Annotated in this window: 25 protein-coding genes; 17 read left to right on the top strand and 8 right to left on the bottom strand. The window is 66.9% G+C overall.

Annotation, left to right across the window (positions count from 1 at the left end):
* The first annotated feature begins 68 nt into the window (after positions 1–68).
* Together HMPREF2716_RS08135 and HMPREF2716_RS08130 are read left to right on the top strand one after the other, a co-directional pair.
* Positions 69–1427: a GntP family permease gene (locus HMPREF2716_RS08135; protein ID WP_003086363.1), complete on the top strand. Its 1359-nt coding sequence runs from the start codon at positions 69–71 to the stop codon at positions 1425–1427.
* Positions 1428–1468: 41 nt separating this feature from the next.
* Complete coding sequence (locus HMPREF2716_RS08130; protein ID WP_003082051.1) at positions 1469–2614, top strand: glycerate kinase; 1146 nt, start codon at positions 1469–1471, stop codon at positions 2612–2614.
* Here the strand turns inward: HMPREF2716_RS08130 and HMPREF2716_RS08125 are convergent.
* Positions 2593–2835 (bottom strand): hypothetical protein, encoded by a 243-nt coding sequence (locus HMPREF2716_RS08125; RefSeq protein WP_003082053.1) that lies wholly within the window; start codon positions 2833–2835, stop codon positions 2593–2595. The genes HMPREF2716_RS08130 and HMPREF2716_RS08125 overlap by 22 nt on opposite strands.
* Before the next feature lie 187 nt (positions 2836–3022).
* On the opposite strand from HMPREF2716_RS08125, the gene HMPREF2716_RS08120 reads away from it, so the two are divergent.
* The 11 genes from HMPREF2716_RS08120 (at position 3023) to HMPREF2716_RS08070 (ending at position 12477) form a co-directional block, all read left to right on the top strand.
* A complete protein-coding gene (locus HMPREF2716_RS08120; protein ID WP_003082056.1) occupies positions 3023–3487 on the top strand; it encodes an outer membrane lipoprotein in 465 nt (154 codons plus the stop codon).
* A gap of 328 nt (positions 3488–3815) precedes the next feature.
* Complete coding sequence (locus tag HMPREF2716_RS08115; RefSeq protein ID WP_003082059.1) at positions 3816–6617, top strand: monovalent cation/H+ antiporter subunit A; 2802 nt, start codon at positions 3816–3818, stop codon at positions 6615–6617.
* Positions 6617–6955, top strand: coding sequence for a Na+/H+ antiporter subunit C (locus HMPREF2716_RS08110; protein ID WP_003082068.1), 339 nt, complete (start codon positions 6617–6619; stop codon positions 6953–6955). Before HMPREF2716_RS08115 ends, HMPREF2716_RS08110 begins: the two co-directional genes overlap by 1 nt.
* Positions 6952–8451, top strand: a complete 1500-nt coding sequence (locus HMPREF2716_RS08105) for a monovalent cation/H+ antiporter subunit D (RefSeq protein ID WP_003123177.1) — start codon at positions 6952–6954, stop codon at positions 8449–8451. Before HMPREF2716_RS08110 ends, HMPREF2716_RS08105 begins: the two co-directional genes overlap by 4 nt.
* Positions 8448–8972: a Na+/H+ antiporter subunit E gene (locus HMPREF2716_RS08100; RefSeq protein WP_003082074.1), complete on the top strand. Its 525-nt coding sequence runs from the start codon at positions 8448–8450 to the stop codon at positions 8970–8972. The genes HMPREF2716_RS08105 and HMPREF2716_RS08100 overlap by 4 nt, the downstream gene beginning before the upstream one ends.
* The gene (locus HMPREF2716_RS08095; protein ID WP_003082079.1) at positions 8957–9226 is read left to right on the top strand and encodes a K+/H+ antiporter subunit F; all 270 of its coding nucleotides are present in this window, start codon (positions 8957–8959) and stop codon (positions 9224–9226) included. The genes HMPREF2716_RS08100 and HMPREF2716_RS08095 overlap by 16 nt, the downstream gene beginning before the upstream one ends.
* Positions 9223–9570, top strand: a complete 348-nt coding sequence (locus HMPREF2716_RS08090; RefSeq protein ID WP_003082083.1) for a Na+/H+ antiporter subunit G — start codon at positions 9223–9225, stop codon at positions 9568–9570. Before HMPREF2716_RS08095 ends, HMPREF2716_RS08090 begins: the two co-directional genes overlap by 4 nt.
* 113 nt (positions 9571–9683) lie before the next feature.
* Complete coding sequence (locus HMPREF2716_RS08085; protein ID WP_003082086.1) at positions 9684–10589, top strand: DMT family transporter; 906 nt, start codon at positions 9684–9686, stop codon at positions 10587–10589.
* A 10-nt stretch (positions 10590–10599) separates the two neighbouring features.
* Positions 10600–11697 (top strand): PLP-dependent cysteine synthase family protein, encoded by a 1098-nt coding sequence (locus tag HMPREF2716_RS08080; RefSeq protein WP_070621856.1) that lies wholly within the window; start codon positions 10600–10602, stop codon positions 11695–11697.
* Between the two features lie 10 nt (positions 11698–11707).
* Positions 11708–12229 carry a GNAT family N-acetyltransferase gene (locus HMPREF2716_RS08075; protein WP_003082093.1) on the top strand — a complete coding sequence of 174 codons (522 nt, stop codon included), beginning with the start codon at positions 11708–11710 and terminating at the stop codon, positions 12227–12229.
* Complete coding sequence (locus HMPREF2716_RS08070; RefSeq protein WP_003082096.1) at positions 12226–12477, top strand: hypothetical protein; 252 nt, start codon at positions 12226–12228, stop codon at positions 12475–12477. The genes HMPREF2716_RS08075 and HMPREF2716_RS08070 overlap by 4 nt, the downstream gene beginning before the upstream one ends.
* A gap of 30 nt (positions 12478–12507) precedes the next feature.
* Here the strand turns inward: HMPREF2716_RS08070 and HMPREF2716_RS08065 are convergent, their stop codons facing one another.
* Positions 12508–13173 (bottom strand): COG3650 family protein, encoded by a 666-nt coding sequence (locus tag HMPREF2716_RS08065; RefSeq protein WP_003082099.1) that lies wholly within the window; start codon positions 13171–13173, stop codon positions 12508–12510.
* Positions 13174–13267: 94 nt separating this feature from the next.
* Between HMPREF2716_RS08065 and HMPREF2716_RS08060 the strand changes: the two genes are divergently transcribed.
* The gene (locus HMPREF2716_RS08060; RefSeq protein WP_023518474.1) at positions 13268–13666 is read left to right on the top strand and encodes a DUF488 domain-containing protein; all 399 of its coding nucleotides are present in this window, start codon (positions 13268–13270) and stop codon (positions 13664–13666) included.
* 10 nt (positions 13667–13676) lie between these two features.
* On the opposite strand, the gene HMPREF2716_RS08055 is transcribed toward HMPREF2716_RS08060, so the two are convergent.
* Positions 13677–14276, bottom strand: a complete 600-nt coding sequence (locus HMPREF2716_RS08055) for a short chain dehydrogenase (RefSeq protein WP_003112511.1) — start codon at positions 14274–14276, stop codon at positions 13677–13679.
* Between the two features lie 105 nt (positions 14277–14381).
* On the opposite strand from HMPREF2716_RS08055, the gene HMPREF2716_RS08050 reads away from it, so the two are divergent.
* From HMPREF2716_RS08050 to HMPREF2716_RS08040, 3 genes are all read left to right on the top strand, one after another.
* Positions 14382–15296 (top strand): LysR family transcriptional regulator, encoded by a 915-nt coding sequence (locus tag HMPREF2716_RS08050; protein ID WP_003082110.1) that lies wholly within the window; start codon positions 14382–14384, stop codon positions 15294–15296.
* Positions 15297–15394: 98 nt separating this feature from the next.
* Positions 15395–17305: an ATP-binding protein gene (locus HMPREF2716_RS08045; protein WP_003082113.1), complete on the top strand. Its 1911-nt coding sequence runs from the start codon at positions 15395–15397 to the stop codon at positions 17303–17305.
* A gap of 36 nt (positions 17306–17341) precedes the next feature.
* Positions 17342–19636, top strand: coding sequence for a tetratricopeptide repeat protein (locus tag HMPREF2716_RS08040; RefSeq protein WP_023109081.1), 2295 nt, complete (start codon positions 17342–17344; stop codon positions 19634–19636).
* Between the two features lie 76 nt (positions 19637–19712).
* Here HMPREF2716_RS08040 and HMPREF2716_RS08035 read toward each other — a convergent pair whose 3' ends face one another.
* The 5 genes from HMPREF2716_RS08035 to HMPREF2716_RS08015 all read right to left on the bottom strand — a co-directional run bounded on the left by HMPREF2716_RS08035 (position 19713) and on the right by HMPREF2716_RS08015 (position 24736).
* Complete coding sequence (locus tag HMPREF2716_RS08035) at positions 19713–20414, bottom strand: ABC transporter ATP-binding protein (RefSeq protein ID WP_023096918.1); 702 nt, start codon at positions 20412–20414, stop codon at positions 19713–19715.
* A 2-nt stretch (positions 20415–20416) separates the two neighbouring features.
* Positions 20417–21184, bottom strand: a complete 768-nt coding sequence (gene livG, locus HMPREF2716_RS08030; RefSeq protein WP_003082125.1) for a high-affinity branched-chain amino acid ABC transporter ATP-binding protein LivG — start codon at positions 21182–21184, stop codon at positions 20417–20419.
* Positions 21181–22434 carry a high-affinity branched-chain amino acid ABC transporter permease LivM gene (locus HMPREF2716_RS08025; RefSeq protein ID WP_023518475.1) on the bottom strand — a complete coding sequence of 418 codons (1254 nt, stop codon included), beginning with the start codon at positions 22432–22434 and terminating at the stop codon, positions 21181–21183. Before HMPREF2716_RS08025 ends, livG begins: the two co-directional genes overlap by 4 nt.
* Positions 22431–23354 carry a high-affinity branched-chain amino acid ABC transporter permease LivH gene (gene livH / locus HMPREF2716_RS08020; protein WP_003086391.1) on the bottom strand — a complete coding sequence of 308 codons (924 nt, stop codon included), beginning with the start codon at positions 23352–23354 and terminating at the stop codon, positions 22431–22433. The genes HMPREF2716_RS08025 and livH overlap by 4 nt, the downstream gene beginning before the upstream one ends.
* Before the next feature lie 260 nt (positions 23355–23614).
* Entirely contained in the window at positions 23615–24736 is a 1122-nt protein-coding gene (locus HMPREF2716_RS08015) for a branched-chain amino acid ABC transporter substrate-binding protein (protein ID WP_003086396.1), read from the bottom strand.
* Positions 24737–24970 lie beyond the last annotated feature (234 nt).

Raw genomic sequence — 24970 nt, 5'->3', positions numbered from 1 at the left:
CCCGACGGAGCGAAAATGACCCGCCCCTGGGCGCCCATCCCACACCCATAACAACAAGGAGGCGGCTCATGACCCTGGTCCTGATCCTGCTGGCGTTGATCGCCTTTATCGTCCTGTCCACCACGCGACTCAAGCTGCACCCGTTCCTCGCCCTGCTGGCGGCCGCGCTGATCGCCGGCTTCGCCTACCAGGTACCCACGGCGGAAATCGTCAAGACCGTTACCGGCGGCTTCGGCAGCATCCTCGGCTACATCGGCATCGTCATCGTGCTCGGCACCATCATCGGGGTGATCCTCGAGCGCAGCGGTGCGGCGATCACCATGGCGGAAAGCGTGATCCGCCTGCTCGGCGAACGCTTCCCGACCCTGACCATGTCGATCATCGGCTACCTGGTGTCGATCCCGGTGTTCTGCGATTCCGGCTTCGTCATCCTCAACTCGCTGAAGAACGCCCTGGCGGCGCGGATGAAGATATCCACCATCGCCATGAGCGTGGCCCTGGCCACCGGTCTCTACGCCACCCACACCTTCGTGCCGCCGACCCCGGGACCGATCGCCGCGGCCGGCAACCTCGGCCTGGACGCCAGCCTTGGCCTGGTGATCGTGGTCGGCCTGGTGGTCGCCTTCGTCACCGCGATGGCCGGCATGTGGTGGGCCAATCGCTTCGTCGGCAAGGACATTCCCCTGGTCGACGACGGCCAGGTCGTCCAGACCGAAGAGGACTTCAGCGAGCTGCGTGCCCGCTACGGCAAGCTGCCCAGCGCCACCCAGGCGTTCGCGCCGATCTTCGTACCGATCCTGTTGATCTGCCTTGGCTCGGTCGCGGTATTCCCGAGCAAGCCGCTGGGCGAGGGCGTACTGTTCGCCTGCCTGAACTTCCTCGGTCAACCGGTGATCGCCCTGCTGGTCGGCCTGGCGCTGGCCTGCACCCTGCTCAAGGGCCAGAGCAAGCGCGAGGAATTCCATGAGCGCGTGGTGGAAGGCATCCAGTCGGCCGCGCCGATCCTGCTGATCACCGGCGCCGGCGGCGCCTTCGGTGCGATGCTGAAGATCACTCCGCTCGGCGACTACCTGGGCAGCACCCTGTCAGCGTTGGGCATCGGCCTGTTCATGCCGTTCGTGGTGGCGGCCGCGCTGAAGACCGCACAGGGCTCGACCACCGTGGCGCTGGTCACCACCTCGGCGCTGGTCGCTCCGCTGCTGCCGCAGCTCGGCCTGGACAGCGAGATGGGCCGGGTGCTGACGGTCATGGCGATCGGTGCCGGAGCGATGACGGTGTCCCACGCCAATGACAGCTTCTTCTGGGTGGTCACACAGTTCAGCCGCATGACCGTATCCACTGCCTATCGCGCCCAGACCCTGGCGACCCTGGTCCAGGGTATCGCCGGTATGCTCGCGGTATGGCTGCTCAGCCTTGTGCTGCTCTGATTGAAGCGGGGCCGGGGACTCCCGGCCCTGCGAGGTGACTGATGAAAATCGTGATTGCTCCTGATTCGTTCAAGGAAAGCCTGTCCGCGCCCGACGTCGCCGAGGCTATCGCCCGCGGCTGGCGGCGAGTCTTCCCGCAGGCCGAGGTGTTGCTGCGGCCACTGGCGGACGGCGGCGAAGGCACGGTCGATGCGGTACTCGCCGCCACCGCCGGCGAACGTCGCGAATGCCGTGTCGAAGGCCCGCTCGGTGAGCCGACCCTGGCGCACTGGGGCTGGCTGGACGACGCCACCGCAGTGATCGAAATGGCTTCCGCCAGCGGCTTGCACCTGGTCCCGCGCGACCGCCGCGACGCCACGCGCAGCAGCAGCCGTGGCACTGGCGAGCTGATCCGTGCGGCGCTGGACGCCGGGGCGCGGAAGATCATCCTCGGCCTCGGCGGCAGCGCTACCAACGATGCCGGCGCCGGCCTGCTGGGCGCGCTCGGCGTGCGTTTCCTGGCTGCCGACGGCGAGGAACTGGCGCCCGGCGGCGCCGCGCTGGCTGGCCTGCACAGTCTCGACCTGGGCGGGCTGGATCCGCGCCTGGTGGATGTCGCGGTGGAAGTCGCCGCGGACGTCGACAACCCGCTATGCGGGCCGCGCGGCGCGTCGGCGGTGTTCGGTCCGCAGAAGGGCGCCAGCGCTGAACAGGTGGCGCAACTGGATGCCGCCCTGGCGCACTTCGCCAAGGTGGTCGCGGCGACCCTTGGCGAGGACTTCAGCCGGGTGCCGGGCGTCGGCGCCGCCGGCGGCCTGGGTTTCGCCGCGAGGGCATTCCTCCGCGCGCGTTTCCGCCCAGGCATCGAACTGGTGGCGGAGCTGGCCGGGCTGGCCGATGCGCTGGTCGGTGCCGACCTGGTGCTGACCGGCGAGGGCCGCCTGGATGCGCAGAGCCTGCACGGCAAGACCCCGGTGGGCGTGGCGCGAATCGCGCGCCAGGCCGGCGTTCCCGTGGTAGCCCTGGCCGGCAGCCTGGGCGACGGCTACCAGCGCCTGCACGACGCCGGCATCGATGCGGCGTTCAGCCTGGCGCCGGGACCGATCAGCCTGGAGCAGGCCTGTGCCGGAGCGGCGGCGGAACTGGAGGCGCGCGCCGAGCAGATCGCCCGGCTCTGGCGCCTGGCTCAGGCTTCGCGGGAAGGGTAGTCGGCGGCGGCGCGCTCCAGCCAGGCCGGCAGGTCGCGCCGCTTCACCTTGCTGGCCTTGGCCTCGGCCAGTCGCTGTAACAGATAGTCACGCTTTTGCGGGTCGTCGCCGGCGAATGACAGCGCCAGGTCGCGGTCCATCCAGCGGCGGATGCGCCAGTAGATCCACCAGTGGAAATACAGGCCGGCGGCGGTGGTGACGACGATGATGAAATAGTCCATGGCTGTTCCTTCTGCGGGCGCTCACCCTAGCCGATCGGTCCCGCCGATGAAAGCGGGAGGGTTCGGTCGAAACTGAACGAACCTGTACCATTGCTGAATCGATTCGATTATCTCGCGCCGGCCAGGTGACAGGAGCGGCTGCGGGAGAGTCTAATATTCGTCAGTTATCCCTTTCGGAGATGCCGTTATGCGCAAGTCTGCCTTGATCGTTGCTTCCTTCACCGCCATGGCCCTGGCTCTTGGCGGCTGCCAATCCAGCCTCACCGGCGATACCTACAGCCGTGAGGAAGCCCGTACCGTGCAGACTGTACGCATGGGCACCATCCAGGCCTTGCGCCCGGTCAAGATCGAAGGCACCAAGACCCCGATCGGTTCCATCGCCGGTGCCGGCGTCGGCGGTGTCGCCGGCAGCGCGGTGGGCGGCGGCAAGGGCAGCTACGTCGCGGCCATCATCGGCGCGGTCGCTGGCGGCCTGCTGGGCGCGGCTACCGAAGAAGGCCTGACGCGCACCCAGGGCGTCGAGATCACCGTGCGCGAAGACGACGGCAGCACCCGCGCCTATGTCCAGCAGGTCGACCAGGGCCAGATCTTCCGCGTCGGCGAGCGCGTGCGCATCCTGACCGTCAACGGCACCAGCCGCGTCGCCCACTGATTCTTCCCACGTTATCCCGCGGCCGGCATTTCGCCGGCCGTTTTCGTTGTAGCGCCGAACCACTGCCGGCGTTGTCTTGCTAAGCTTCAAGTCGTTGCCGTTGCAGAGTTTTTTTCGGCTTTCCGGCAGTCGGAACGCCTGAATTTTGTAATAATTCAATCCATGACGTTCGTTCGATAGATTGCGATAATCGTAGTTCCGTCGCGCCGCGCCTGCCGGTGGCCGATGGGGCTTCGAGCTGCTGGCGATCCGGCCGCGCACCGACAACCGCGGGGAAGCACCGCCGGCCAGGCATGCCGGGGGCTCCGCCATCGAAGAGGAGTAGCCCATGATTCTGGCGCTGATCATCGCGCTGCCGTTCATGGGGGCGTTGTTGCCCCTGCTTGCCGAGCGTGGCGGCCGCACCTTGTGCGCGGCGTCCGCCGGCGTGGCGCCGCTGATCGGCCTGATCCTGTTGCTCGGACAGCGCGGCACGGTGTTCGCCGGGCAGACCCTGACCGCCAGCTATTCCTGGCTGCCGGAAATCGGCATCAACCTCAGCCTGCGCCTGGACGGCCTCGGTTTCCTCTTCGCCCTGCTGATCCTCGGCATCGGCCTGCTGGTGATCCTCTACGCCCGCTACTACCTCTCCGAACAGGAGCCGATGGGGCGTTTCTTCGCTTTCCTGCTGCTGTTCATGGGCTCCATGCTCGGCGTGGTGCTCGCGGAAAATCTCTTGCTGATGATGCTCTTCTGGGAGCTGACCAGCCTGTCCTCGTTCCTGCTCATCGGCTTCTGGGGCAGCCGTTCCGACGCCCGCAAGGGTGCGAGGATGGCCCTGACCGTTACCGGAGGGGGCGGCCTGGCGCTGCTGGCCGGGGTGCTGCTGCTCGGCCACATCGCCGGCAGCTTCGAACTCACCGAGGTCCTCGCGGCTGGCGAGCTGATCCGCGCCCACGCTCTGTATCCGCTGGTGCTGATACTGATCCTGCTCGGCGTGTTCACCAAGTCGGCGCAGTTTCCCTTCCATTTCTGGCTGCCCCACGCGATGGCGGCGCCGACCCCGGTTTCCGCGTACCTGCACTCGGCGACCATGGTCAAGGCCGGCGTATTCCTGCTGGCCCGGCTGTATCCGGCGCTGGCCGGCACCGAGTGGTTCTTCTACCTGGTCAGCCTGAGCGGCCTGGTGACGCTGTTGCTGGGGGCCGGCATGGCACTGTTCCAGCATGACCTGAAGGGGCTGCTGGCCTACTCGACGATCAGCCACCTGGGCCTGATCACCCTGCTGTTCGGCCTCGACTCCCCGCTGTCGAACGTCGCCGCGGTGTTCCACATCATCAACCACGCGACCTTCAAGGCCTCGCTGTTCATGGCCGCCGGGATCATCGACCACGAGACCGGCAGCCGCGACATGCGCCTGATCAACGGGATGTGGAAGTACCTGCCGCATACCGCGGTGCTGGCCATCGTCGCCTCCCTGGCGATGGCCGGGGTGCCGCTGCTGAACGGCTTCCTCAGCAAGGAGATGTTCTTCGGCGAAACCCTCAGCCAGAACCTGCTGGGCAGCTTCAACTGGCTGGTGCCGGCGGTGGCGACCCTGGCCGGCGTGTTCTCGGTGGCCTATTCGCTGCGTTTCATCCACGACGTGTTCTTCAACGGCGAGCCGGCCCGGTTGCCGAAGTTCCCCCCCCACGAGCCGCCGCGCTACATGAAGGTACCGGTGGAGATCCTGGTGTTCCTCTGCCTGTTGGTCGGCATGCTGCCGGCCTACACCGTGGCGCCGCTGCTGGCCGCCGCCGCCAGTGCCAGCCTTGGCGGGCAACTGCCGGAATACAGCCTGGCGATCTGGCACGGTTTCAACCTGCCATTGCTGATGAGCGTGGTGGCGCTGGTTGGCGGTGTGCTGGTCTATGTCCTGCGCAAGCCGCTGTTCAACTGGTACGCCGGGTTACCGGAGGTGGACGCCAAGCTGGTCTTCGAGCAGCAGGTGCAACGTGTGGTGGCCCTGGCCGCGCGCCTGACCGCCTGGCTGGAGAACGGGTCGCTGCAGCGCTACCTGGCCTGGCTGCTGGGCGCGGCGCTGGTCGTGGTGGCGGTCGAGCTGGCACCGCTGGCGAGGCTGACCGGCTCGCGCGGGCTGACCCCGCTGGACGGTATCACCGCCCTGGGCATGCTGGTGCTGGCCTTCAGCGGCCTGGCCACGGCGCTGTTCCATCGCATGCGCCTGGTCGCGCTATTGATCCTCAGCGTCGCCGGCCTGCTGGTAGCCCTGGCCTTCGCTCGCTTCTCGGCCCCGGACCTGGCGCTGACCCAGTTGTCGGTGGAAGTGGTGACCATGGTCCTGCTGATGCTGGCGCTGTATTTCCTGCCCTCGCGCACTCCGGCGGAGTCCTCCAGCCTGCGCGGCTTGCGCGACGTGGCGCTGGCCGGCGGGGTCGGCATGCTGGTGGCGCTGCTGGCCTACGCGGTGCTGACCCGGCCCTACGAGAGCATCGCCGGATTCTTCGTCGAGAACAGCGTCTCCGGGGGCGGCGGCTACAACGTGGTCAACGTCATCCTGGTGGACTTCCGTGGTTTCGATACCCTCGGCGAGATCAGCGTGCTGGCGATCGCCGGCGTCGGCATCTACGCGATGCTCGCCGGTTTCGCCCTGCACAAGCCGACCTGCGACCCGCAGGGTCGCAACTGGGCCCACGCCAAGCACCCGCTGATCCTGGAAACCCTGTCGCGGGTGCTGCTGCCGCTGGCGTTGCTGATCTCGGTGTTCATCTTCCTGCGCGGCCACAACCTGCCGGGCGGAGGTTTCATCGCCGGCCTGGTGACTGCCATCGCCCTGGTGCTGCAGTACATCGCCAGCGGCTCGCAGTGGGTCGAGCAGCGCCTGCCGCTGAACTATGCGGCCATGGCTGGCGCCGGAGTGCTGATCGCCGGGCTCACCGGGCTCGGCAGTTGGCTGTTCGGCTATCCGTTCCTGACTTCCGCGTTCGGCCACTTCGAGTTGCCGCTGATCGGCGAGATCGAGCTGGCCACGGCGATGCTGTTCGACCTCGGCGTGTACCTCACCGTGGTCGGTGCCGCGCTGCTGATCCTGTCCTACCTCGGCAAGCTCAGCCTGATGCCTGAACCCGTCGCACAAGAGGAGGCGCTCTGATGGAAGCCCTGTTCGCCATCACCCTCGGCCTGCTCACCGCCAGCGGCGTCTACCTGCTGCTGCGGGCGAGGACTTTCCCGGTGGTGCTCGGTCTCACGCTGATCTCCTACGCGGTCAACCTGTTCCTGTTCGCCATGGGCCGACTCGGCGGCAGCGTCGCGGTGATCGGCACTCCCGGGGAGTATGGTGATCCGTTGCCGCAGGCGCTGGTGCTGACCGCCATCGTCATCGGCTTCGCCATGACCGCCTTTGTCGTGGTCCTGGCCCTGCGTGGCCTCGGTGACCTCGGCAGCGACCACGTAGATGGCCGTCCGGACGAGGAGGAGCCGCGCCCATGAGCCATTGGCTGATCCTGCCGATCCTGCTCCCCCTGTTTGCCGGCAGCCTGCTGCTGTTGCCGCTGGCCGAGCGCTGGCAGCGCGGCCTGTCGTTGCTCGCGGCGCTGGCACTGATCCCCCTGAGCCTGCTGCTGATACGTACGGCCGCCAGCGGTGACCTGAGCGTCTATGCCCTGGGCAACTGGGCCGCGCCGTTCGGCATCGTGCTCATGCTCGATCGTCTCGCCGCCCTGATGCTGCTGGCCACCGCGGTGCTCGGCAGCGCCGCGCTGATCTACGCGCTGCGTGGCGACGACCGCCTGGGCAAGCATTTCCACGCGTTGTTCCAGTTCCAGCTGCTCGGTATCAACGGCGCCTTCCTGACCGGCGACCTGTTCAACCTGTTCGTGTTCTTCGAGATACTCCTGATCGCCTCCTACGCGTTGCTCCTGCATGGCGGCGGCGCGGAGCGGGTGCGCTCGGGCTTGCACTACGTGATCCTAAACCTGGTCGGCTCGGCGTTCTTCCTGATCGCCGTGGGTACCCTGTATGGCCTCACCGGCACCCTGAACATGGCCGACATGGCGCAGAAGATCGCCATGGCAGATGCCGAGCGCGCGCCGCTGCTGGCGGCAGCCGGGCTCCTGCTGCTGGTGGTGTTCGCCCTGAAGGCGGCGCTGTTGCCGCTGTACTTCTGGCTGCCGCGCGCCTATGCCGCGGCCAGCGCGCCGGTGGCGGCGCTGTTCGCGATCATGACCAAGGTCGGCATCTACTCGATCCTGCGGGTCTACACGCTGGTCTTCGGCGATGCCGCCGGCGAGCTGGCCAACCTGGCGCAGGCCTGGCTCTGGCCGCTGGCCCTGGCGACCCTTGGCCTGGGCGCGATCGGTGCCTTGGCGGCGCGGACCCTGCAAAGCCTGCTGGCCTACCTGGTGGTGGTCTCCGCCGGAACCCTCCTGGCTGGCGTGGCGTTGGGCAGCGAGCGGGCGCTGGCGGCGTCGCTGTACTACCTGCTGCACAGTACCTGGATCGCCGGTGGCCTGTTCCTGCTCGCCGACCTGGTCGCCCGCCAGCGCGGCGACAAGGCCGGCGACCTGGTCCAGGGCCCGGCGTTGCAGAATCCTCGGTTGCTCGGCGGGGCTTTCTTCATCGGCGCCATCGCCGTTGCCGGTCTGCCGCCATTGTCGGGGTTCTTCGGCAAGGTCATGCTTTTGCAGTCGGTCGCTCCCGGCAGCCAGGCGCTGGCCCTATGGAGCGTGGTACTGGGCAGCGGCCTGGTGGCGCTGGTGGCGTTGAGCCGGGCCGGCAGCACGCTGTTCTGGCGCACCGGGCATACCGTGCTCGGTAGCGCCGAACTGGACCACGGCCGCTTGTTCGCCTGCATCCTGTTGCTCTCCGCCGGCCCGTTGCTGGTGTTCGCCGCGAAGCCGCTGCTGGCCTACGTCCAGGCCACCGCGGCGCAGTTGCACGACCTCGACCTGTATCGCCAGATCATCACCCGCGGAGGTGCCGCATGATCAGCCGCTCGTTGCCGCGTCCGCTTCTTCGCGTACTGCCTCATCCCGTGCTTAGTGTCCTGCTGTTGCTGGTCTGGTTGCTGCTGGTGGATTCCTTCGCCATTGGCCACTGGCTGCTCGGCGCCTTCCTCGGCGTGTGCATTCCGCTGCTGACCAACCGCCTGCTGGTCGGGCGCAGCCAGGAGTGGCATCCGTTGCTGCTGCTGAAGCTGCTGGCGCTGGTGATGTGGGACATCCTCGTCGCCAACATCCAGGTCGCCCGCCTGACCCTCGGACCGATCGAGCGCTTGCGTCCGGCCTTCGTCGAGGTGCCGATCGAGCTGGAGAACGACCTCGCCATCAGCGTGCTGGTGAGCATCGTCTCGCTGACCCCGGGGTCGGTGTCGTCGGACCTCAGCGACGACCGCAAGACCTTGCTGGTGCATGGCCTCGACGTGCCGGACAAGGCGGCGCTGATCGCCGAGATCAAGCAACGCTACGAAGCGCCGCTGAAGGAGATCTTCCCATGCTCGCTTACGTGATCCCGCTGTGCCTGGCGCTGCTCGGCCTGGCCCTGTTGCTGACCCTGGCGCGCCTGGTCAAGGGGCCGTGCCTGCCGGACCGGGCGCTGGCGCTGGACACCCTCTACGTGAACGCCATCGCGCTGCTGGTGCTGTACGGCATCTGGCGCGACAGCGACCTGTTCTTCGAGGCGGCGCTGCTGATCGCGGTGCTCGGCTTCGTCGGTACGGTGGCGGTGGCCAAATACATGCTGCGCGGAGACATCATCGAATGACTGGCGAACCCCTGAGCCTGTGGCTGGAAATCATCGTCTCGGCGTTCCTCCTGCTGGGCAGCGCCTTCGTCCTGATCGGCGCGATCGGCCTGTACCGCCTGCCGGACTTCTTCATGCGCCTGCACGGGCCGACCAAGGCCACCACCCTCGGGGTCGGCGGGGTGATCGTCGCCTCGCTGATCTATTTCTCCAACCGCCAGGCGGGCATCAGCCTGCACGAATTGCTGATCAGCCTGTTCCTCTTCATCAGCGCCCCGGTCAGCGCCTACATGCTGGCCAAGGCCGCGGTGCTGCAGCAGTTGCCGCTGGAGAAGAAGACTCGCGGCAAGCCCTGGGAGCAGTGAGGCCCGGCGCAACAGTTTTGCCCGCTTTCTGTGCCTGTCGGCGCAGCTAGCCGGCTGCCTATACTGGGAGTCCTTTTTCCGGCGCCGCGGCGGCGCCCGTGGTGGAGATTCCCTTGACTCGGACGCGCTGGTTCGCCCTGGCCTGCCTGATCCTGGCGATGGCGCTGTGGGGCAGTTCGTACGTGGTGCTGAAGGTCGCTTTCCGCGAACTGCCGCCGCTCTGGGTGATCTTCGGTCGCATGGCCCTCGGCAGCCTGGTGTTCCTCGTTGCCTGGCGCTGGCGCGGACGCATCGACTACCGCCCGGGCGACTGGAAGTACCTGCTCGGCCTGGCCGTCTGCGAACCCTGCCTGTACTTCCTCTGCGAATCCTTCGCCCTGCAATACACCAGCGCGGCCCAGGCCGGGATGATCACCGCGCTGCTGCCGTTGCTGGTGGCGGTGGGGGCCTGGTTGCTGCTGCACGAACGGATCGGCCGGATGACCTGGATCGGCTTTGGCCTGGCGGTGCTCGGTTCGATCTGGCTGAGCCTCGCCGGCGAGCCCGACCTGCACGCGCCGCAGCCGCTGCTGGGCAACTTCTTCGAACTTCTCGCGATGCTCTGCGCCACCGGCTATACCCTGTTGCTGAAGCACCTTTCGGCGCGCTACTCGGCATTCGCCCTGACCGCCATGCAGGCCTTCGTCGGCACGCTGTTCTTCCTGCCGCTGGCGCTGGCCAGCGCCGACCTGCCGAGCCAGCCCAGCGCGCTGGGGATCCAGGCGGTGGTGTATCTCGGCGTGGTGGTCACGGTGGGCGCCTACGGCCTGTACAACTTCGGCGTCGGTCGACTGCCGGCCAGCCAGGCCTCGGGCTTCATCAACCTGATCCCGGTCTTCACCCTGGTATTCGCCGCGCTGTTCCTCGGCGAAACCCTCAACGGCCCGCAGATGCTCGCTGCCGGCCTGGTCTTCATCGGCGTCGCCATCAGCCAGTGGCGCAGCGCTCCGCCGCCGCCTCCGGCCGGCGTCCTGAACTGAAGGAGTTTCCATGACCGTCGACCACCGCCAATGGGCCCGCGAGGCGATCCGCATCATCGAAGCGGATTTCCAGCGCAGCGCCGATACCCATTTGATCCCCCTGGAGACTCCCGGCCTGCCTGGCGTCGAACTGTACTTCAAGGACGAGTCCAGCCACCCCGCCGGCAGCCTCAAGCATCGCCTGGCGCGCTCGCTGTTCCTCTATGCGCTGTGCAACGGCTGGCTCAGGCCGGCCGTGCCGGTGATCGAGGCATCGAGCGGTTCCACGGCGATTTCCGAAGCCTATTTCGCACGCCTGCTGGGCCTGCCCTTCATCGCCGTGATGCCGGCTAGCACCTCGAAGGAAAAGATCGCCCAGATCGCCTTCTACGGCGGCCAGAGCCACCTGGTGGAGGACCCCACCCAGATCTACGCCGAGTCCGAACGCCTGGCGCGGGAGAGCGGTGGCCATTTCATGGACCAGTTCACCTATGCCGAGCGCGCCACCGACTGGCGGGCGAACAACAACATCGCCGAATCGATCTTCCAGCAGATGCGCCACGAGCCGTACCCGACCCCGACCTGGCTGATCTCCAGCCCCGGTACCGGCGGCACCCTGGCGACCCTCGGCCGCTACGTGCGCTATCGCCAGCACTGCACCCGGGTACTCTGCGCCGACGCCGAGCGTTCGGTGTTCTTCGACGCCTATGTCAGCGGCGACCGTGGCCTGACCCTGGATTGCGGTTCGCGGATCGAGGGCATCGGCCGGCCGCGGGTCGAGGCGTCCTTCCTGCCGGAAGTGATCGACGCGATGGTCAAGGTGCCGGACGCCTGGTCGCTGGCGGCCATGCATTACCTGGCCCGACGCCTGGGGCGGCGGGTCGGCGGCTCCAGCGGAACCAACCTGATCGGCGCCCTGGTGGCCGCACGGCAAATGGTCGCGGCCGGCGAGAAGGGTTCGCTGGTGGCGATTCTCTGCGACGGCGGCGAACGCTATGCGACCACCTATTACGATCCGGTCTGGCTGGCCAGGCAGGGCTATGCGCTGGAACCCCTGGTCGAGGCGCTGGCTGCCTGCATCGAGCGGGGCGTGGCGTTGCCCGACGGGCTGCTGGTGGCTGGACTTTGAAGGAGTGGATATGCACCGTTTGCGAGCTGCCGAAACCGGCGATATCGAGGCCATGACCGACCTGTTGCTGCGCCACGGGCCGAATCCCTGGAACCATTTGCCGGAGGAGGGGGTGCGTGCGCATCTGCGAGCCATCGCCGACGGCGAGGTACGTGCCGTCCTGGCCGAGCGCGACGATCGGCTGCTGGGGTTCGCCAGCTTCCGTCGCACCGAGGATTTCGCCCATTACCAGCCGCAGCGTGCCGATGCGCCGCGGGCCTACATCTGCGAGGCGGTAGTGCATCCGGCGGCGGCCGGCCAGGGGCTCGGCAGCGCGTTGCTGGAGGCGGTGCTGGCCCAACTGGCCGACGAAGGCATCGAGGACGTCTATATCGATCGTCACGAAGAGAACCTGGCGTCGGCGGGAATGATGCGCAAGGCCGGCTTCGTCGAGCTGGAAACCTACGCCGATCCGGCGCGGCGACCGAACGGCTCGGGGCGCTCGACAGTGTGCCATCGCAATCTTTCCCTCCAGCGCAGAGCCGTGCGATGAGTTTCATCCGCCTCAAGGTGCGCGCCGCCTTCATGGTCCACGGCTACGACGCGGACAACCGGGAAATCGTCGAGCAGATCGGCGAGGAACGCTTCGTCGAGAAACTGCTGCGCATCGAACGGATCCAGTCGATCAGCGAGAAATACCTGCTGGTCAGCGCCTCCCACGGGCGCGTCGCCTACTGGGAATACGAGGGCGGCCTGACGGCGCTGCGGCGGCGCCTGGAGCAGGCCGGACTGCTCTTGTAGGGAAGGGCCGCCGCTGCGCGGCCCCTCGCTTCACTTGCCCAGTGCGCCCGGATAGGCGCAGCCGCGCAGCGTCTCGCCATCGATGCGCAGTTCGGCGGAGTAGCTGCTGAAGGCGCCGCTCATGCTGTCGGTGCAGGACGACGGGGCGATCCACAATTCGACCTTCTTGCCGTTCGCCTCGCTGGAATAGCTGGTGCTGCCGTTCGGCAGTTCCTCGGCGACGTAAGGCAAGGCCAGGGTCTCGTGTTCCGGGCGGTCCAGGCGCAGGCCCTGGTTGTTCACCCTGGCGCTCCAGAAGGGTTCGTTGCCGTTGGCGGCGAAGGTCAGCAGCTTGAAGTTCGGGTCGTCGCAGCCGGGGCCCTCGTTCTGCACGCGGTACAGTCGGCTGACCTCCAGCTTGCCGTCGGTACCGCGGACCTTGGCCGGTCCCATGGTGCCGCGCAGGTCGACGAACAGGCCCTGGGCGCCGTCGTCGAACAGGCTGTCGGCTTCGCGGCGCAGGCCGGTATTGGCCACGTCCTCGATGCTGAACAGGCGCTTCTCGGTACAGGGGCGGAATTGCAGCGCGCCGTTGATCTTCACCAGTTCGCCCTGGAAGCGGGTGTCTACACTGGTGCTCGGCGATTCGGGCTTCCACACCTGGCAGGCGGCGAACAAGGGGAGCAGGCTGTAGACCAGCAGACGGGCAGGGCGCATAGGGAAGACTCCATCGAAAATGCGCCCACGTTACCGAGCGTCCGGGCCTAGCTCAAGTCCGGATCGGACTTCATCGCAACCAGGGAGTCGATCGATGATCCAATGCAAGCGTGTATACGAACCGGCGTCGCCCGCCGATGGCCGGCGCGTACTGGTGGACCGGCTGTGGCCGCGCGGCATCTGCAAGGAAGCCCTGGCCATGGACGACTGGCTGAAGGAGGTCGCGCCCTCCAACGAGGTGCGCAAGCAGTTCTGCCACGATCCGGCACTCTTCGACAGCTTCCGCGAACACTACCGCGCCGAGTTGCAGGCGCACCCGGAACATTGGTGGGGCCTGCTCGACAGCGCTCGCGAGGGCACCCTGACGCTGCTCTACGGCGCCCACGACCAGCAGCACAACAATGCCGTGGTGCTGGCCGAGTTCCTCGAGGAGGAGCTGGACCGCCAGCAGCCGGGTAGTTCGCCGACCTGCTACGCCGACCGCCTCTCCTGAGAAATATCGCTTACCAGATGCGGTACACCTGGCCGGTCTGCGCGCCTTCCACGCTGCGTGCGTAACCCAGCGCGGCGTCCGCCGCCGGAACCGGCTTGAAGCCACGGAAGTAGGGCGCGTAGCCGGGCAGCGCCTCGCTGACCACGGTCGGGCTGACGGCGTTGATGCGCAGGCCGCGCGGCAACTCCAGGGCTGCGCCGCGGACGAAGCCCTCGACGGCGCAGTTGACCATGCTCGCCGAACTGCCGAAGCGGATCGGCTGCTCGGCGAGCACGCCGCTGGTGAGGGTGAAGGAGCCCCCGTCGTTGGCGTACTCGCGGCCGAGCAGTACCAGGTTGACCTGGCCCATCAGCTTGTCGCGCAGGCCGAGCTGGTATTGCGCCTCGCCCATTTCCTCCAGGGCGCCGAAGTGCACCTTGCCGACCGCGGCGACCAGCGCGTCGAAGCGACCGGTTTTCTCGAACAGGGCGCGAATGGAGTCTGAGTCGCTGATGTCGACCTGGAAATCGCCGCTGCTGTGGCCTACCCGGACGATCTCGTGGCGCTCGCCGAGTTCTTTGTCGATACCCTTGCCAAGGGTGCCGCTGGCGCCGATCAGGATGATTTTCATACAGGCCTCTCGTTGAGTGAAGGTGAGTGGTTTCCAGTGTAGAGTCGCTTTTGCCATGGATAATCCTGTCAATCGACAACCTACCGTTTTCATAGGGAAACAATCGTGAAGGACCTGGACGATCTCGCCGCCTTCGCCGTACTCCACGACCTGGGCAGTTTCACCCGCGCCGCCGAGCGTCTCGGTTGCAGCAAGGGCCAACTGTCGAAGCGCATTGGCGTCCTCGAGCAGAAGCTCGGCGTGACCCTCTTGCACCGCACCACCCGCCGTCTTTCGCTGACCGCCGCCGGCGCCGCGCTGCTGCCCGAGGCGCAGGCCTTGCTGGTGCAGGCCGAGCGCGCGCGGCAGGCTGTGGCGCGCCTGCAGGAGCGAGCGGAAGGACGGGTGCGGGTGACCCTCCCGGTCTCGCTGGGCGAGACCCTGTTCGATGCACTGCTGGAGGACTTCCAGGAACGCCATCCGCTGCTGCGCGTCGAGCTGGACCTGTACAACGGCCTGCGCGACCTGGTTGGTGAGGGCTTCGACCTGGCGATTCGCTCTGGGGTCGAGCAGGACGCCCGGCTGGTGGCGCGGCCGCTGTTCGTCCTGCAGGAAATCACCTGCGCCAGTCCCGCCTACCTGGCGCGACACGGCGAGCCGCAACGCCCGGCCGAGCTGGCCGAGCGCGAGTGCCTGCTGAACTCGCACTACAGCGGCCACGAGGAGTGGCTCTATCACCGCCACCATCGGCTGGAGCGGGTACGGGTTGCCGGCTTTCTCGCCAGCAACCACTACAGCCTGTTGAAGAAAGCCGCGCTGGCCGGCACCGGCATCGCCCGGCTGCCGTCATACATGGTCCACGACGAACTGGGCGACGGCCGCCTGGCCTGGTTGCTGCGCGACTACCAGACGCGCAGCACGCCGATGTTCCTCGTCCATCCGTTCCAGGGCGGCCTGCCGCGGCGCACCCAGGTACTCGCCGATTACCTGCTCGACTGGTTCGAGCGCAGCCGGCGACAATTGATCGGCCTGGAGGGTTGAACATTTCGCCGCGACGCGGCTCTATTGCACTCCGGGCCGCTTCCATGCGGCCTGAAGCTCATCGCGGGCACGTCGTTGCACAAGGAACGTGACGGAACGTGGCAGAATCCCGCACCGGACCGCTCGCGTGCGAGCGGACGCCATTCATCGAACGCTTGGATAGGGACATGCAAAGCAGCTTTCCGCAATCGAACACTCCCCAGATCCGTCGCGCTGGAGTCGACCTCAACGGCGTGATGTCGGTGCTCAGCAAGCACCTCTATTCCACGCCCACCGTGGCGTTGCGCGAGCTGGTGCAGAACGCCCACGACTCGATCCTCCGTCGCCGCCTGGAGCAGCCCGACTGGCAAGGGCCGTCGCGAATCGAGGTGATCGGCGACAGTGCCAGCAACACCGTGCGCATCGTCGACACCGGCGCCGGGCTCACCGAGCACGAAATCCACGCCTACCTGGCCACCGTCGGCGTCGGCTACACCCGCGGACTGCGCCAGTCCGGCCACGAGGACAGCGGGCTGATCGGCATGTTCGGCCTGGGCTTCCTCTCCGCTTTCGTCCTGGCCCGCCGGGTCAGCGTGCGGACCACGTCCTACCAGCAGCCGGAACTGGGCTTCTGCTACGTCTCCAGCAACGCCGAGCAATACAGCGTGACGCCGATGCCGGCGCGCCCGGTGGGTACCGAGATCACCCTCGAACTGCAGGACGAATACAGTGCGCTGACCCAGGCCGCGCGCCTGCGCGAGATCCTCGAACGCTACTGCGTGCTGCTGCGCGAACCGATCCACGTCGGCGGCGACGCCCAGTCGATCAACCCGGAGCCGCCGCCGTGGCGGCTGGCCGCCGACGCCGCGCTGCACCCGCTGCAACGGCAGCGCCGCGACCTGGAGTTCGCCGCACGCTTCGAGCACGACTTCGAGCCGATCTGCTGCCTGCCGGTGCGCCCGGACGAGCGGGTCGACGTGCAGGGCCTGCTGTGGATCCAGGACGGCGGCACCTATGGCACCAGCGACAACCGCAATCTCTCGGTTTTCCTCCGCGGCATGCTGCTCGACGATGACGCCCGCGACCTGCTGCCGTCCTGGGCCGGGTTCGTCGGCGGGGTGATCGAATCGAACCGCCTGACGCCCACCGCCAGCCGCGAGGACCTGCAGCGTGACGACCATTACGCGGCGATCCAGCATGCGCTGGCCGAGGCGCTGATCGCCGGGCTCGGCGAGGTGGCGCGGCAGCAGCCGGAGGCCTGGCGGCGGGTCCTGCTGCGGCACAACGAGGCCCTGCTGGGAGCGGCGTTGTGCGACGAGCGTCTGTTCGCGCTGATGATGGACAGCCTGCGCGTACCCACCTCCCAGGGCGACCTCCCGGCTTCCGAACTCCTTTCGCGCGGAGCGGTGCATGTGCTGCTGGACAACGACAGCGGCTTCGAGGAAATGCTGTTCCGTGCCATGGGCGTACCGGTGGCCCATGGCAATCGCTATGCGGTAGTACCCTTCCTCCGTCGCTGGGCGCAGGCCAAGGGGATGCGCCTGGTGGAGCTGGGCACCGAGCAGGGCAACCGCCAGTTGTTCCGCCTCGACCGACTGCCCGAGCGCGAGACCGGCTGGCTGGCCGAACACCTGGGCGGCGCCGAGGAGCAACTGGTGATCGCCCGCTTCAGCCCCGAGGAATTGCCGCTTGTGGTGGTGCCTGACCGCGACGCCGAACTCAAGCGGCGACTGGAGGACGACGAGGCCGACAAGCGTATTTCCACCGCGGCGTTGCGCCTGGCCCGGCAGTTCACCCGCAAGCTCGACAATCGCCAGCCGAGCCGGCTCTACGTCAACCTCGACAATCCGGCGGTGCAGGCGCTGCTCGCGGCCGTCGGCGAGGAACGCGACGAAGCGGCCCATGCGGCGTTGCTGCTGCGCTCGTTCAAAGTGATCATCGCCGGACAGGGACGCGGCCAGCCCGCGACCTCGCTGAACCAGGCCCTGGCCGGACTCGCCGATTCGGTGAAGCGCCTGCTGGGGCAATAAGAAAATTCGCAACACGCCTGATGGAGACTGAAGCATATGGATATCTGGAACTGGGTGGAGAAGCTCCGCGCCGACCTGCGTGAGGCCGGCCAGGAGCAGAGTGCGCGGCTGATCGACGAACTCACCGCGTACGTCTGCGACCTCGAGGTGGAGCGCGCCGAGGCGCTGTTGCCGGAGGTCAAGGCGCTGAGCCGGACGTTGAACAACCCGTGGCTGGAAATCTTCGTCCGCCACTGGGAAATGCGTAACCGGGTCGGCAACCAACTGGAGGGTGAGACCGCCCTGGCCGACGCCGTTTCCCTGTTCGAACTGGCCAACCGCGACGACACCCAGGCCTGCCCGCAGTCAGTCTGCGTGACCCAGGACCTGGCGTCGTGCTACGCCAACGTCGACGGCCCGGGCTGGGTGGAGGAACGCATCGAGGTGTGCGACGAGACCCTGGCGCGGATCGACCCGACCTGGGCCTGCTTCCACTGTCTGAGCAACGAGAAGGCCGAGGCGCTGCTCGACGACGGGCGCGGCGAAGATGCCCTGGCCTTCCTGGCCGAACAGGAGAAGAAGATCCTCGCCGCCGGCGAGGAGGTATTCGACAGCCTCCTGGAGATGCGCGTGGCGATCCTGCTGAACCTGGGGCGCGCGGAACAGGCGCTGGCCCTGATCGGCGAGATGGAGGAGAAGGTCGAGGGCGCGGAGTGGAACAACATCAGCCAGCCGCGGCGTCTGTACAAGGCCCACGGTCTGGCGTTGCTGGGGCGCGACGAGGAGGCCCTGGAGGTGCTGCTGCCGTTCTCCGAGATTGCCCCGCGCTATCGTACGATCTGGCTGCGCGCCGTCTACCTGCTGCTGCAACGGACCCCTGAGCGCAACACCTGGGACTTCGGCGGGCGCCTGCAGCAGATGCTCGAACACTACTCGCAGAAGGGCGCGCACCGGGTGGTCATCGATGTTGCCAGCCAGGCCATCCGCCTCGCGTTGCAACGCGGTTCGGTATGGAGCGCCAGGCGCCACCTGGCGCTGGCCGAACAGCATGCTCAACAGTTGCAGCGCGATCGGGGCGCCAGCCAGTTGCTCGCCGGGTTGAGGGAGGAGATCGATGCCGCGCCGCAGCAGCAGGAGCTGCCGGTGCCGGCTGCGGAGTTGCTCGACTGGCTGGCTGCGCAGGGCAGCGAAGACGCGCCGCGCAACCCGGAGAAAGAAGTGCAGTGGCTGCTCCAGGCGCTGGCCGAGCGGCCCGACGACACCGCCTTGCGCGAAGTGGCCGCCTCGGCGCTACAGGCCTGCTCCGCCGACGACGAGGCCATCGACCTGCTCTGGGAGTACGTCGAGCGCCACACCGACGAGGAGCAGCAACTGGCCTACTACCTGCTCAATGCCTTGCTGGCCCGCGGCGAGTACGACCAGGTCAAGCGCCTCGGCCGGCTCTACGCCGACAGCGTGCCGCTGATCGCGCTGTGGAGCGAAGTCAAGCTGGCCGAGAAACTCAACGACTGGCCGGAGCTGGAGCGCGCCTGCCAATCGGTGCTGGAAATTTCTCCCGGCTCGCTGGGAGCCCACAGCCTGCTGGGTAAGGCGCTGATGGAGCAGGATCGCTTCGCCGAGGCGGCGCTGGCCTACCAGCGTCTGGCCGGCAAGCTGGAGGAGCCGCAGTCGGTGCAGTGGGACCAGATGACCGCCGCCAGCGCCGCGCGCGACTGGACGATGCTGCGCGAGGTCGCTGCTGGCATGGGCATGGAGTTCGCCGCCGGCGACGGACCGATCGAGGAAGACTGGGGCTGGGTGATCGTCCGTTACATCGAGGATGGCGAAGCGCTCGACTACTACGCCCGGCGCACCGGCCCGGTGACCGCGCGGGTCCTCGAGAACGCGCCGGGCAATCGCAGCCAGCGGGTCGGTGACTGGGTGGTGTTCGACGCCGGCCTGATCTATCCGGCTCCGGAAGATGAGGAGGAACGCAAGCGTTTCGTTCCCACCTATGCGGTGGTGCACGTCCTCGAGAGCGGTGGTTACTCGCCGAGCTGGCTGGTGGACGGCGTCTATCCGGGCGACGAGGCCTTCGACGCCTTCCGCGAAACGCTCGACGCGCGCGGCTGGAAGGTCTGGGTGCACAGCAACCGCGACTACCAGGTCACCGATGCCAGCAGCGGCGAGGAACTGCGGGCGATCTACTTCACCGTCGCGACACCCGCGCAGCAGGCGCCGCGCGACCTGCACCAGGCGTTGCAGGAGGCCACCGGGCAATGGCCGCACCGCATGTGCTGGCTGCGCCTGGCGGAAGCGGCGGAGGTCGACACCCAGCCGCACCTGGACGCTATCGAGCGCTACGGCCTGTAGCCGGTACGCCTCGGCATAAAAAAACGGCCCGTGAGGGCCGTTTTCGTAGGCGCTGAAGTCTACGGCGGGACAGTGCTCAGCCGCCGAGGTAGGCGTCGCGCACCTTCGGGTTGGTCAGCAGGGCGGCGCCGGTGTCGTGCATGACGATCCGGCCGTTCTCCAGCACGTAGGCGCGATCGGCGAGCTTCAACGCCTGGTTGGCGTTCTGCTCGACGAGGAACACGGTGACGCCTTCGCGACGCAGCTGCTCGATGATCTCGAAGATCTGCTGGATGATGATCGGCGCCAGGCCGAGCGAAGGTTCGTCCAACAGCAACAGCTTTGGCTTGCTCATCAGCGCGCGGCCGATGGCGAGCATCTGCTGTTCGCCGCCGGACATGGTCCCGGCGCGCTGTTCGTAGCGTTCCTTCAGGCGCGGGAAGAGTTCCAGCACCTTGTCCATCTGCATCTGGTAGTCGTCCTTGTCGGTGAAGAAGCCGCCCATCGCCAGGTTTTCTTCCACCGTCAGGCGGGAGAAGACCCGGCGGCCTTCCGGGACCACCGCGATGCTCTTGCGCATGATGGTGGAGGAGGGCAGGCCGACCAGTTCCTCGCCTTCGTAGCGGATGCTGCCGCTGGCCGCCTGCGGCGAGCCGCAGAGCGTCATCAGCAGGGTCGACTTGCCGGCGCCGTTGGCGCCGATCAGGGTGACGATCTCGCCCTTCTTCACTTCCACGCTGACGTCGTGCAGCGCCTGGATCTTGCCGTAGTAGGTGGAAACCTTGTCGAAACTCAGCATGCTCACGCTTCCCCCAGATAAGCCTTGATCACGTCCGGGTTGTCGCGGATCTGCTCCGGCGTCCCGTCGGCCAGGGGGGCGCCCTGGTTGATCACCACGATATGGTCGGAAATGCTCATCACCAGCTTCATGTCGTGCTCGATCAGCAATACCGTCACGTTGTGCTCGCTGCGCAGCTTGGCGATCAGCGCCTTGAGGTCGTCGGTCTCCTTCGGGTTGAGGCCGGCGGCCGGCTCGTCGAGCATGAGGATCCGCGGGCGGGTCATCATGCAGCGGGCGATCTCCAGGCGTCGCTGCTGGCCGTAGGCGAGGGTGCCGGCGCTGCGGTTGGCGAACTCGGTAAGGTTGACTTCCTCCAGCCAGTGCGCGGCGTACTCCATGGCCTCGCGCTCGCTGCGGCGGAACGCCGGGGTCTTGAACAGGCCGGCGAGGAAGTTGGTGTTGAGGTGGCGGTGCTGGGCGACCAGCAGGTTCTCCACCGCGGTCATTTCCTTGAACAGGCGGACGTTCTGGAAGGTCCGCACTACGCCCTTGCGAGCGATCTTGTGACCGGGCAGGCCCTGGATCTCCTCGCCGTCGAGGCGGATCAGGCCGCCGGTGGGCTGGTAGAAGCCGGTCAGGCAGTTGAACACGGTGGTCTTGCCGGCGCCGTTCGGGCCGATCATCGAGACCACCTGCTTTTCCTCGACCTTCAGGTTGACGCCGTTGACGGCCAGCAGGCCGCCGAAGCGCATGGTCAGGCCGCTCACTTCGAGAATCGGTCGGCTCATGGCTTCAGCTCCAGGTGCGGGCGTTGCATCGGCAGCAGTCCCTGGGGACGCCAGATCATCATCACGATCATGGTCAGGCCGAAGATCAGCATGCGGTATTCGTTGAACCCGCGCATTTCCTGGAGCAGCACCATCACCACCGCGGCGAGGATCACGCCGAGCTGCGAACCCATGCCGCCGAGCACGACGATCGCAAGGATCATCGCCGACTCGATGAAGGTGAAGGACTCAGGCGTCACCAGGCCCTGGCGGGCGGCGAAGAAGCTGCCGGCGAAACCGGCGAAGCTGGCGCCGATGGTGAAGGCGGAGAGCTTGACGATGGTCGGGTTGAGACCGAGAGCGCGGCAGGCCACTTCGTCCTCGCGCAGCGCTTCCCAGGCGCGACCGATCGGCATGCGCATCAGCCGGTTGATCACGAACAGGGCCAGCAGCACCAGCAGCAGGGCCACCACGTAGAGCAGGATGACCTTGTAGTTGGTGTTGTAGGCGATGCCGAAGAACTCGTGGAAGGTCTGCATGCCTTCCGGCGCGCGGCGTTCGAAGGTCAGGCCGAACAGGGTCGGCTTGGGGATCGAGCCGATGCCGTTGGGGCCGCCGGTGATCTCGGTCATGTTGCGCAGCAGGATGCGGATGATCTCGCCGAAGCCGAGGGTCACGATCGCCAGGTAGTCGCCGCGCAGGCGCAGCACCGGGAAACCGAGGACGAAACCGAACAGCGCGGCCATCATCCCGGCGATCGGCAGCGCGGTCCAGAAGCCGAACCCGGCGTACTCGGCGAGCAGCGCGTAGGTGTAGGCACCTACCGCGTAGAAGCCGACGTAGCCGAGGTCGAGCAGGCCGGCCAGGCCGACCACGATGTTCAGGCCGATGCCGAGCATCACGTAGATCAGGATCAGGGTGGCGATGTCCACCGCCCCGCGCGAGGCGAAGAACGGCCAGACGAAAGCCACCACGACCAGGGCGAGTACCGCCCAGCGCTGGGTCGATGGCAGGCTGAGGAAGTTCTTCAGGCCGCTGCCGTTGACCTTGTAGCCGACGCCGCGACCCAGCTTGAGCGGGATGCGGTCGCGGAACAGCTGCCAGACGAACATGGCCAGGGCGGCCGCGGCGATGGTCCAGAGGGTCTGCGCATCGGCGCCGAGGACCTCGAGCTTGATGCCGACGGTGCGCAGCTTCAGGCCTAGGATCGGATAGGACACCAGGATCACGAGGAGGGCGCTGAACAGCGCGCGCTTGAGGGACTGGCTCATACTTTTTCCACCTCCGGACGACCGAGGATGCCGGTAGGTCGGAACAGCAGCACCAGGATCAGCAGGCCGAAGGCCACCACGTCCTTGTACTGGTCGCCGAACACGTCGGCGCCGAAGGCTTCGGCGACGCCCAGCAGCAGGCCGCCGAGCATGGCGCCGGGGATGCTGCCGATGCCGCCGAGCACCGCGGCGGTGAACGCCTTGATCCCGGCGAGGAAGCCGATCCCGGGGTTGATCACGCCGTACTGCATGCCCAGCAGCACCGCGGCGACGGCGGCCAGGGCGGCGCCGATGACGAAGGTGAGGGCGATGATGTTGTTGCTGTTGATACCCAGCAGGTTGGTCATCTTCAGGTCCTCGGCGCAGGCGCGGCAGGCGCGGCCCAGGCGGGAGCGGGAGATGAACAGGGTGAGGCCGAACATCACCAGGAAGGTGACGACGAAGATCAGGATCTGCATATAGGAGATCACCACGCCGTTCATGCTGCTTTCGCCGAACACGAAGTTGCCGGGCAGCAGGGTCGGGATGGCCTTTTCCTTGGAGTCCTGCGAGAGCATCACGGCGTTCTGCAGGAAGATCGACATGCCGATCGCGGAGATCAGCGGGATCAGGCGGTTGCCGCCGCGCAACGGGCGGTAGGCGACCCGCTCGATGCTGTAGCCGAAGGCACTGGTGACGATGATGCTGGCGGCGAATGCGGCGAGCATCATCAGCGGAACGCTGTCCAGCCCCATCATCGCCAGCAGGGTGATGGCGATGAAGGCGATGTACGAGCCGATCATGTACACCTCGCCGTGGGCGAAGTTGATCATGCCGATGATGCCGTAGACCATGGTGTAGCCGATCGCGATCAGCGCATAGGTGCTGCCGACGGTCAGGCCGTTAACCAATTGTTGTAGGTAATGATAAATCTCGGGCATGGGACTCTCTCGCTAAACGCCCGCCGTTGTACGGCAGGTAGACGTTCGGCTCGCGGGTGTGGGGCCGGAACGCTGCTGAGACCCGTCACGATCCGGCGCGCGGCGGGCCGGCGGGAGGCAGGGGAAAGCCGCGCTCCCGTCCACCAGGAGTGAACGCTGCCGGTCTTCGCCTGCCCTTGCCGGGCCGCCGCTCGCGGAATCATGCGGGTACTAAAACAAAGCCCACGGTGGGTGACGTGGGCTCCGTACTGCAACGATGCTTACTTGACCTCGGTACGGGTGGCGTCCTTGTGCCACTCGTAGACGGTGAAGTCGAAGTTCTTCAGGTCGCCCTTCTCGTCGAACCCGAGGTTCCCGGTGGGAGTCTCGAAGGTGTTGGCGCGCAGGGCCGCGGCGACCTTCTCCGGATCGGCCTCGCCGGCTTTCTCGATGCCCTTGGCGATCACGGTGACCGCGGAGTAGGCGGGCAGGACGAAGATGCCGCTCGGATCCTGGTTCTTCGCCTTGAAGGCGTCGATCAGGGCCTTGTTCTTCGGATCCTGCTCGAAGGCGCGCGGCAGGGTCGCCAGCATGCCTTCCGAGGCGTCGCCGGCGATCGCGGTGATTTCGCTGTTGCCGACCCCTTCCGGGCCCATGAAGCGCGCGTCCAGCCCGGCCTGCTTGGCCTGGCGTAGCAGCAGGCCCATTTCCGGGTGGTAGCCGCCGAAGTAGACGAACTGCACGCCGGCTTTCTTCAGCTTGCTGATCAGCGCGTTGAAGTCCTTGTCGCCGGCGTTCAGGCCTTCGAAGACGGCAACCTTGATGCCGGCGTCTTCCACGGTCTTCTTCACCTCGGTGGCGATGCCTTCGCCGTACTGCTGCTTGTCGTGCAGTACCGCGATGGTCTTGTCCTTGTAGCGTTCGGCGATGAACTTGCCGGCCACCGGGCCCTGCATGTTGTCCAGGCCGATGGTGCGGAAGATCAGCTTGTAGCCGCGCGAGGTGATTTCCGGGGCGGTGGCCGACGGGGTGATCATCAGCACGCCTTCGTCTTCGTAGATGTCGGTGGCGGGTTGGGTGGAGCTGGAGCAGACATGGCCGACCACGAACTTGACGCCGTCGTTGACCACCTTGTTGGCGACCGCCACGGCCTGCTTGGGATCGCAGGCGTCGTCGTAGATCACGCCTTCGAGTTGCGCGCCGTTCACGCCGCCTGCCTTGTTGATCTGTTCGATTGCCATCAGCGCACCGGCGCGCTGCATGTCGCCGTACTGGGCTACCGGACCGGTGACCGGGCCAGCCAGGGCGATCTTGATGGTGTCGGCGGCCATGGAGTAGCTGGCGAACCCGGCAATGGCCATCGCGGCGAACAGGCGGGATAGACGCTGAGTACCCTTCTTCATAGTGCTCCACTCTTCTTGTGTGTTGTCATTGTTGTAGTCTCGCGGCCGCGGGGGCCGGAGGAGACCGGGTGATCGTCATGGACGGACCCCGGGAACTGTACCGGTACAGTGTAGAGCGGCGCTTCGTCGCTTGAAAAGCACGGCACGGCGAGCTCCCGTGAGTCGTGTCGCCTGGTTGACATAAACGTATAGAAAAACGGCGCGGACCTGCCTCACCTCCCTGGGCCCGGTTTC

The sequence above is a fragment of the Pseudomonas sp. HMSC076A11 genome, from assembly GCF_001810205.1.
Classification (GTDB): Bacteria; Pseudomonadota; Gammaproteobacteria; order Pseudomonadales; family Pseudomonadaceae; genus Pseudomonas; species Pseudomonas aeruginosa.
Note: the sequence above shows the minus strand (reverse complement) of the source record. Positions and strands in the feature narration are given on the sequence as shown.

Excerpts from the sequence above, each read along its gene's own strand:
- livG (WP_003082125.1), bottom strand. The coding sequence starts at position 21,184 with ATGAGCCGACCGATTCTCGAAGTGAGCGGCCTGACCATGCGCTTCGGC.
- HMPREF2716_RS08090 (WP_003082083.1), top strand. The coding sequence starts at position 9,223 with ATGACTGGCGAACCCCTGAGCCTGTGGCTGGAAATCATCGTCTCGGCG.
- HMPREF2716_RS08070 (WP_003082096.1), top strand. The coding sequence starts at position 12,226 with ATGAGTTTCATCCGCCTCAAGGTGCGCGCCGCCTTCATGGTCCACGGC.
- livH (WP_003086391.1), bottom strand. The coding sequence starts at position 23,354 with ATGCCCGAGATTTATCATTACCTACAACAATTGGTTAACGGCCTGACC.
- HMPREF2716_RS08015 (WP_003086396.1), bottom strand. The coding sequence starts at position 24,736 with ATGAAGAAGGGTACTCAGCGTCTATCCCGCCTGTTCGCCGCGATGGCC.
- HMPREF2716_RS08065 (WP_003082099.1), bottom strand. The coding sequence starts at position 13,173 with ATGCGCCCTGCCCGTCTGCTGGTCTACAGCCTGCTCCCCTTGTTCGCC.
- HMPREF2716_RS08035 (WP_023096918.1), bottom strand. The coding sequence starts at position 20,414 with ATGCTGAGTTTCGACAAGGTTTCCACCTACTACGGCAAGATCCAGGCG.
- HMPREF2716_RS08135 (WP_003086363.1), top strand. The coding sequence starts at position 69 with ATGACCCTGGTCCTGATCCTGCTGGCGTTGATCGCCTTTATCGTCCTG.
- HMPREF2716_RS08110 (WP_003082068.1), top strand. The coding sequence starts at position 6,617 with ATGGAAGCCCTGTTCGCCATCACCCTCGGCCTGCTCACCGCCAGCGGC.
- HMPREF2716_RS08120 (WP_003082056.1), top strand. The coding sequence starts at position 3,023 with ATGCGCAAGTCTGCCTTGATCGTTGCTTCCTTCACCGCCATGGCCCTG.
- HMPREF2716_RS08055 (WP_003112511.1), bottom strand. The coding sequence starts at position 14,276 with ATGAAAATCATCCTGATCGGCGCCAGCGGCACCCTTGGCAAGGGTATC.
- HMPREF2716_RS08105 (WP_003123177.1), top strand. The coding sequence starts at position 6,952 with ATGAGCCATTGGCTGATCCTGCCGATCCTGCTCCCCCTGTTTGCCGGC.
- HMPREF2716_RS08130 (WP_003082051.1), top strand. The coding sequence starts at position 1,469 with ATGAAAATCGTGATTGCTCCTGATTCGTTCAAGGAAAGCCTGTCCGCG.
- HMPREF2716_RS08040 (WP_023109081.1), top strand. The coding sequence starts at position 17,342 with ATGGATATCTGGAACTGGGTGGAGAAGCTCCGCGCCGACCTGCGTGAG.
- HMPREF2716_RS08115 (WP_003082059.1), top strand. The coding sequence starts at position 3,816 with ATGATTCTGGCGCTGATCATCGCGCTGCCGTTCATGGGGGCGTTGTTG.
- HMPREF2716_RS08080 (WP_070621856.1), top strand. The coding sequence starts at position 10,600 with ATGACCGTCGACCACCGCCAATGGGCCCGCGAGGCGATCCGCATCATC.
- HMPREF2716_RS08075 (WP_003082093.1), top strand. The coding sequence starts at position 11,708 with ATGCACCGTTTGCGAGCTGCCGAAACCGGCGATATCGAGGCCATGACC.
- HMPREF2716_RS08125 (WP_003082053.1), bottom strand. The coding sequence starts at position 2,835 with ATGGACTATTTCATCATCGTCGTCACCACCGCCGCCGGCCTGTATTTC.
- HMPREF2716_RS08100 (WP_003082074.1), top strand. The coding sequence starts at position 8,448 with ATGATCAGCCGCTCGTTGCCGCGTCCGCTTCTTCGCGTACTGCCTCAT.
- HMPREF2716_RS08095 (WP_003082079.1), top strand. The coding sequence starts at position 8,957 with ATGCTCGCTTACGTGATCCCGCTGTGCCTGGCGCTGCTCGGCCTGGCC.
- HMPREF2716_RS08025 (WP_023518475.1), bottom strand. The coding sequence starts at position 22,434 with ATGAGCCAGTCCCTCAAGCGCGCGCTGTTCAGCGCCCTCCTCGTGATC.
- HMPREF2716_RS08060 (WP_023518474.1), top strand. The coding sequence starts at position 13,268 with ATGATCCAATGCAAGCGTGTATACGAACCGGCGTCGCCCGCCGATGGC.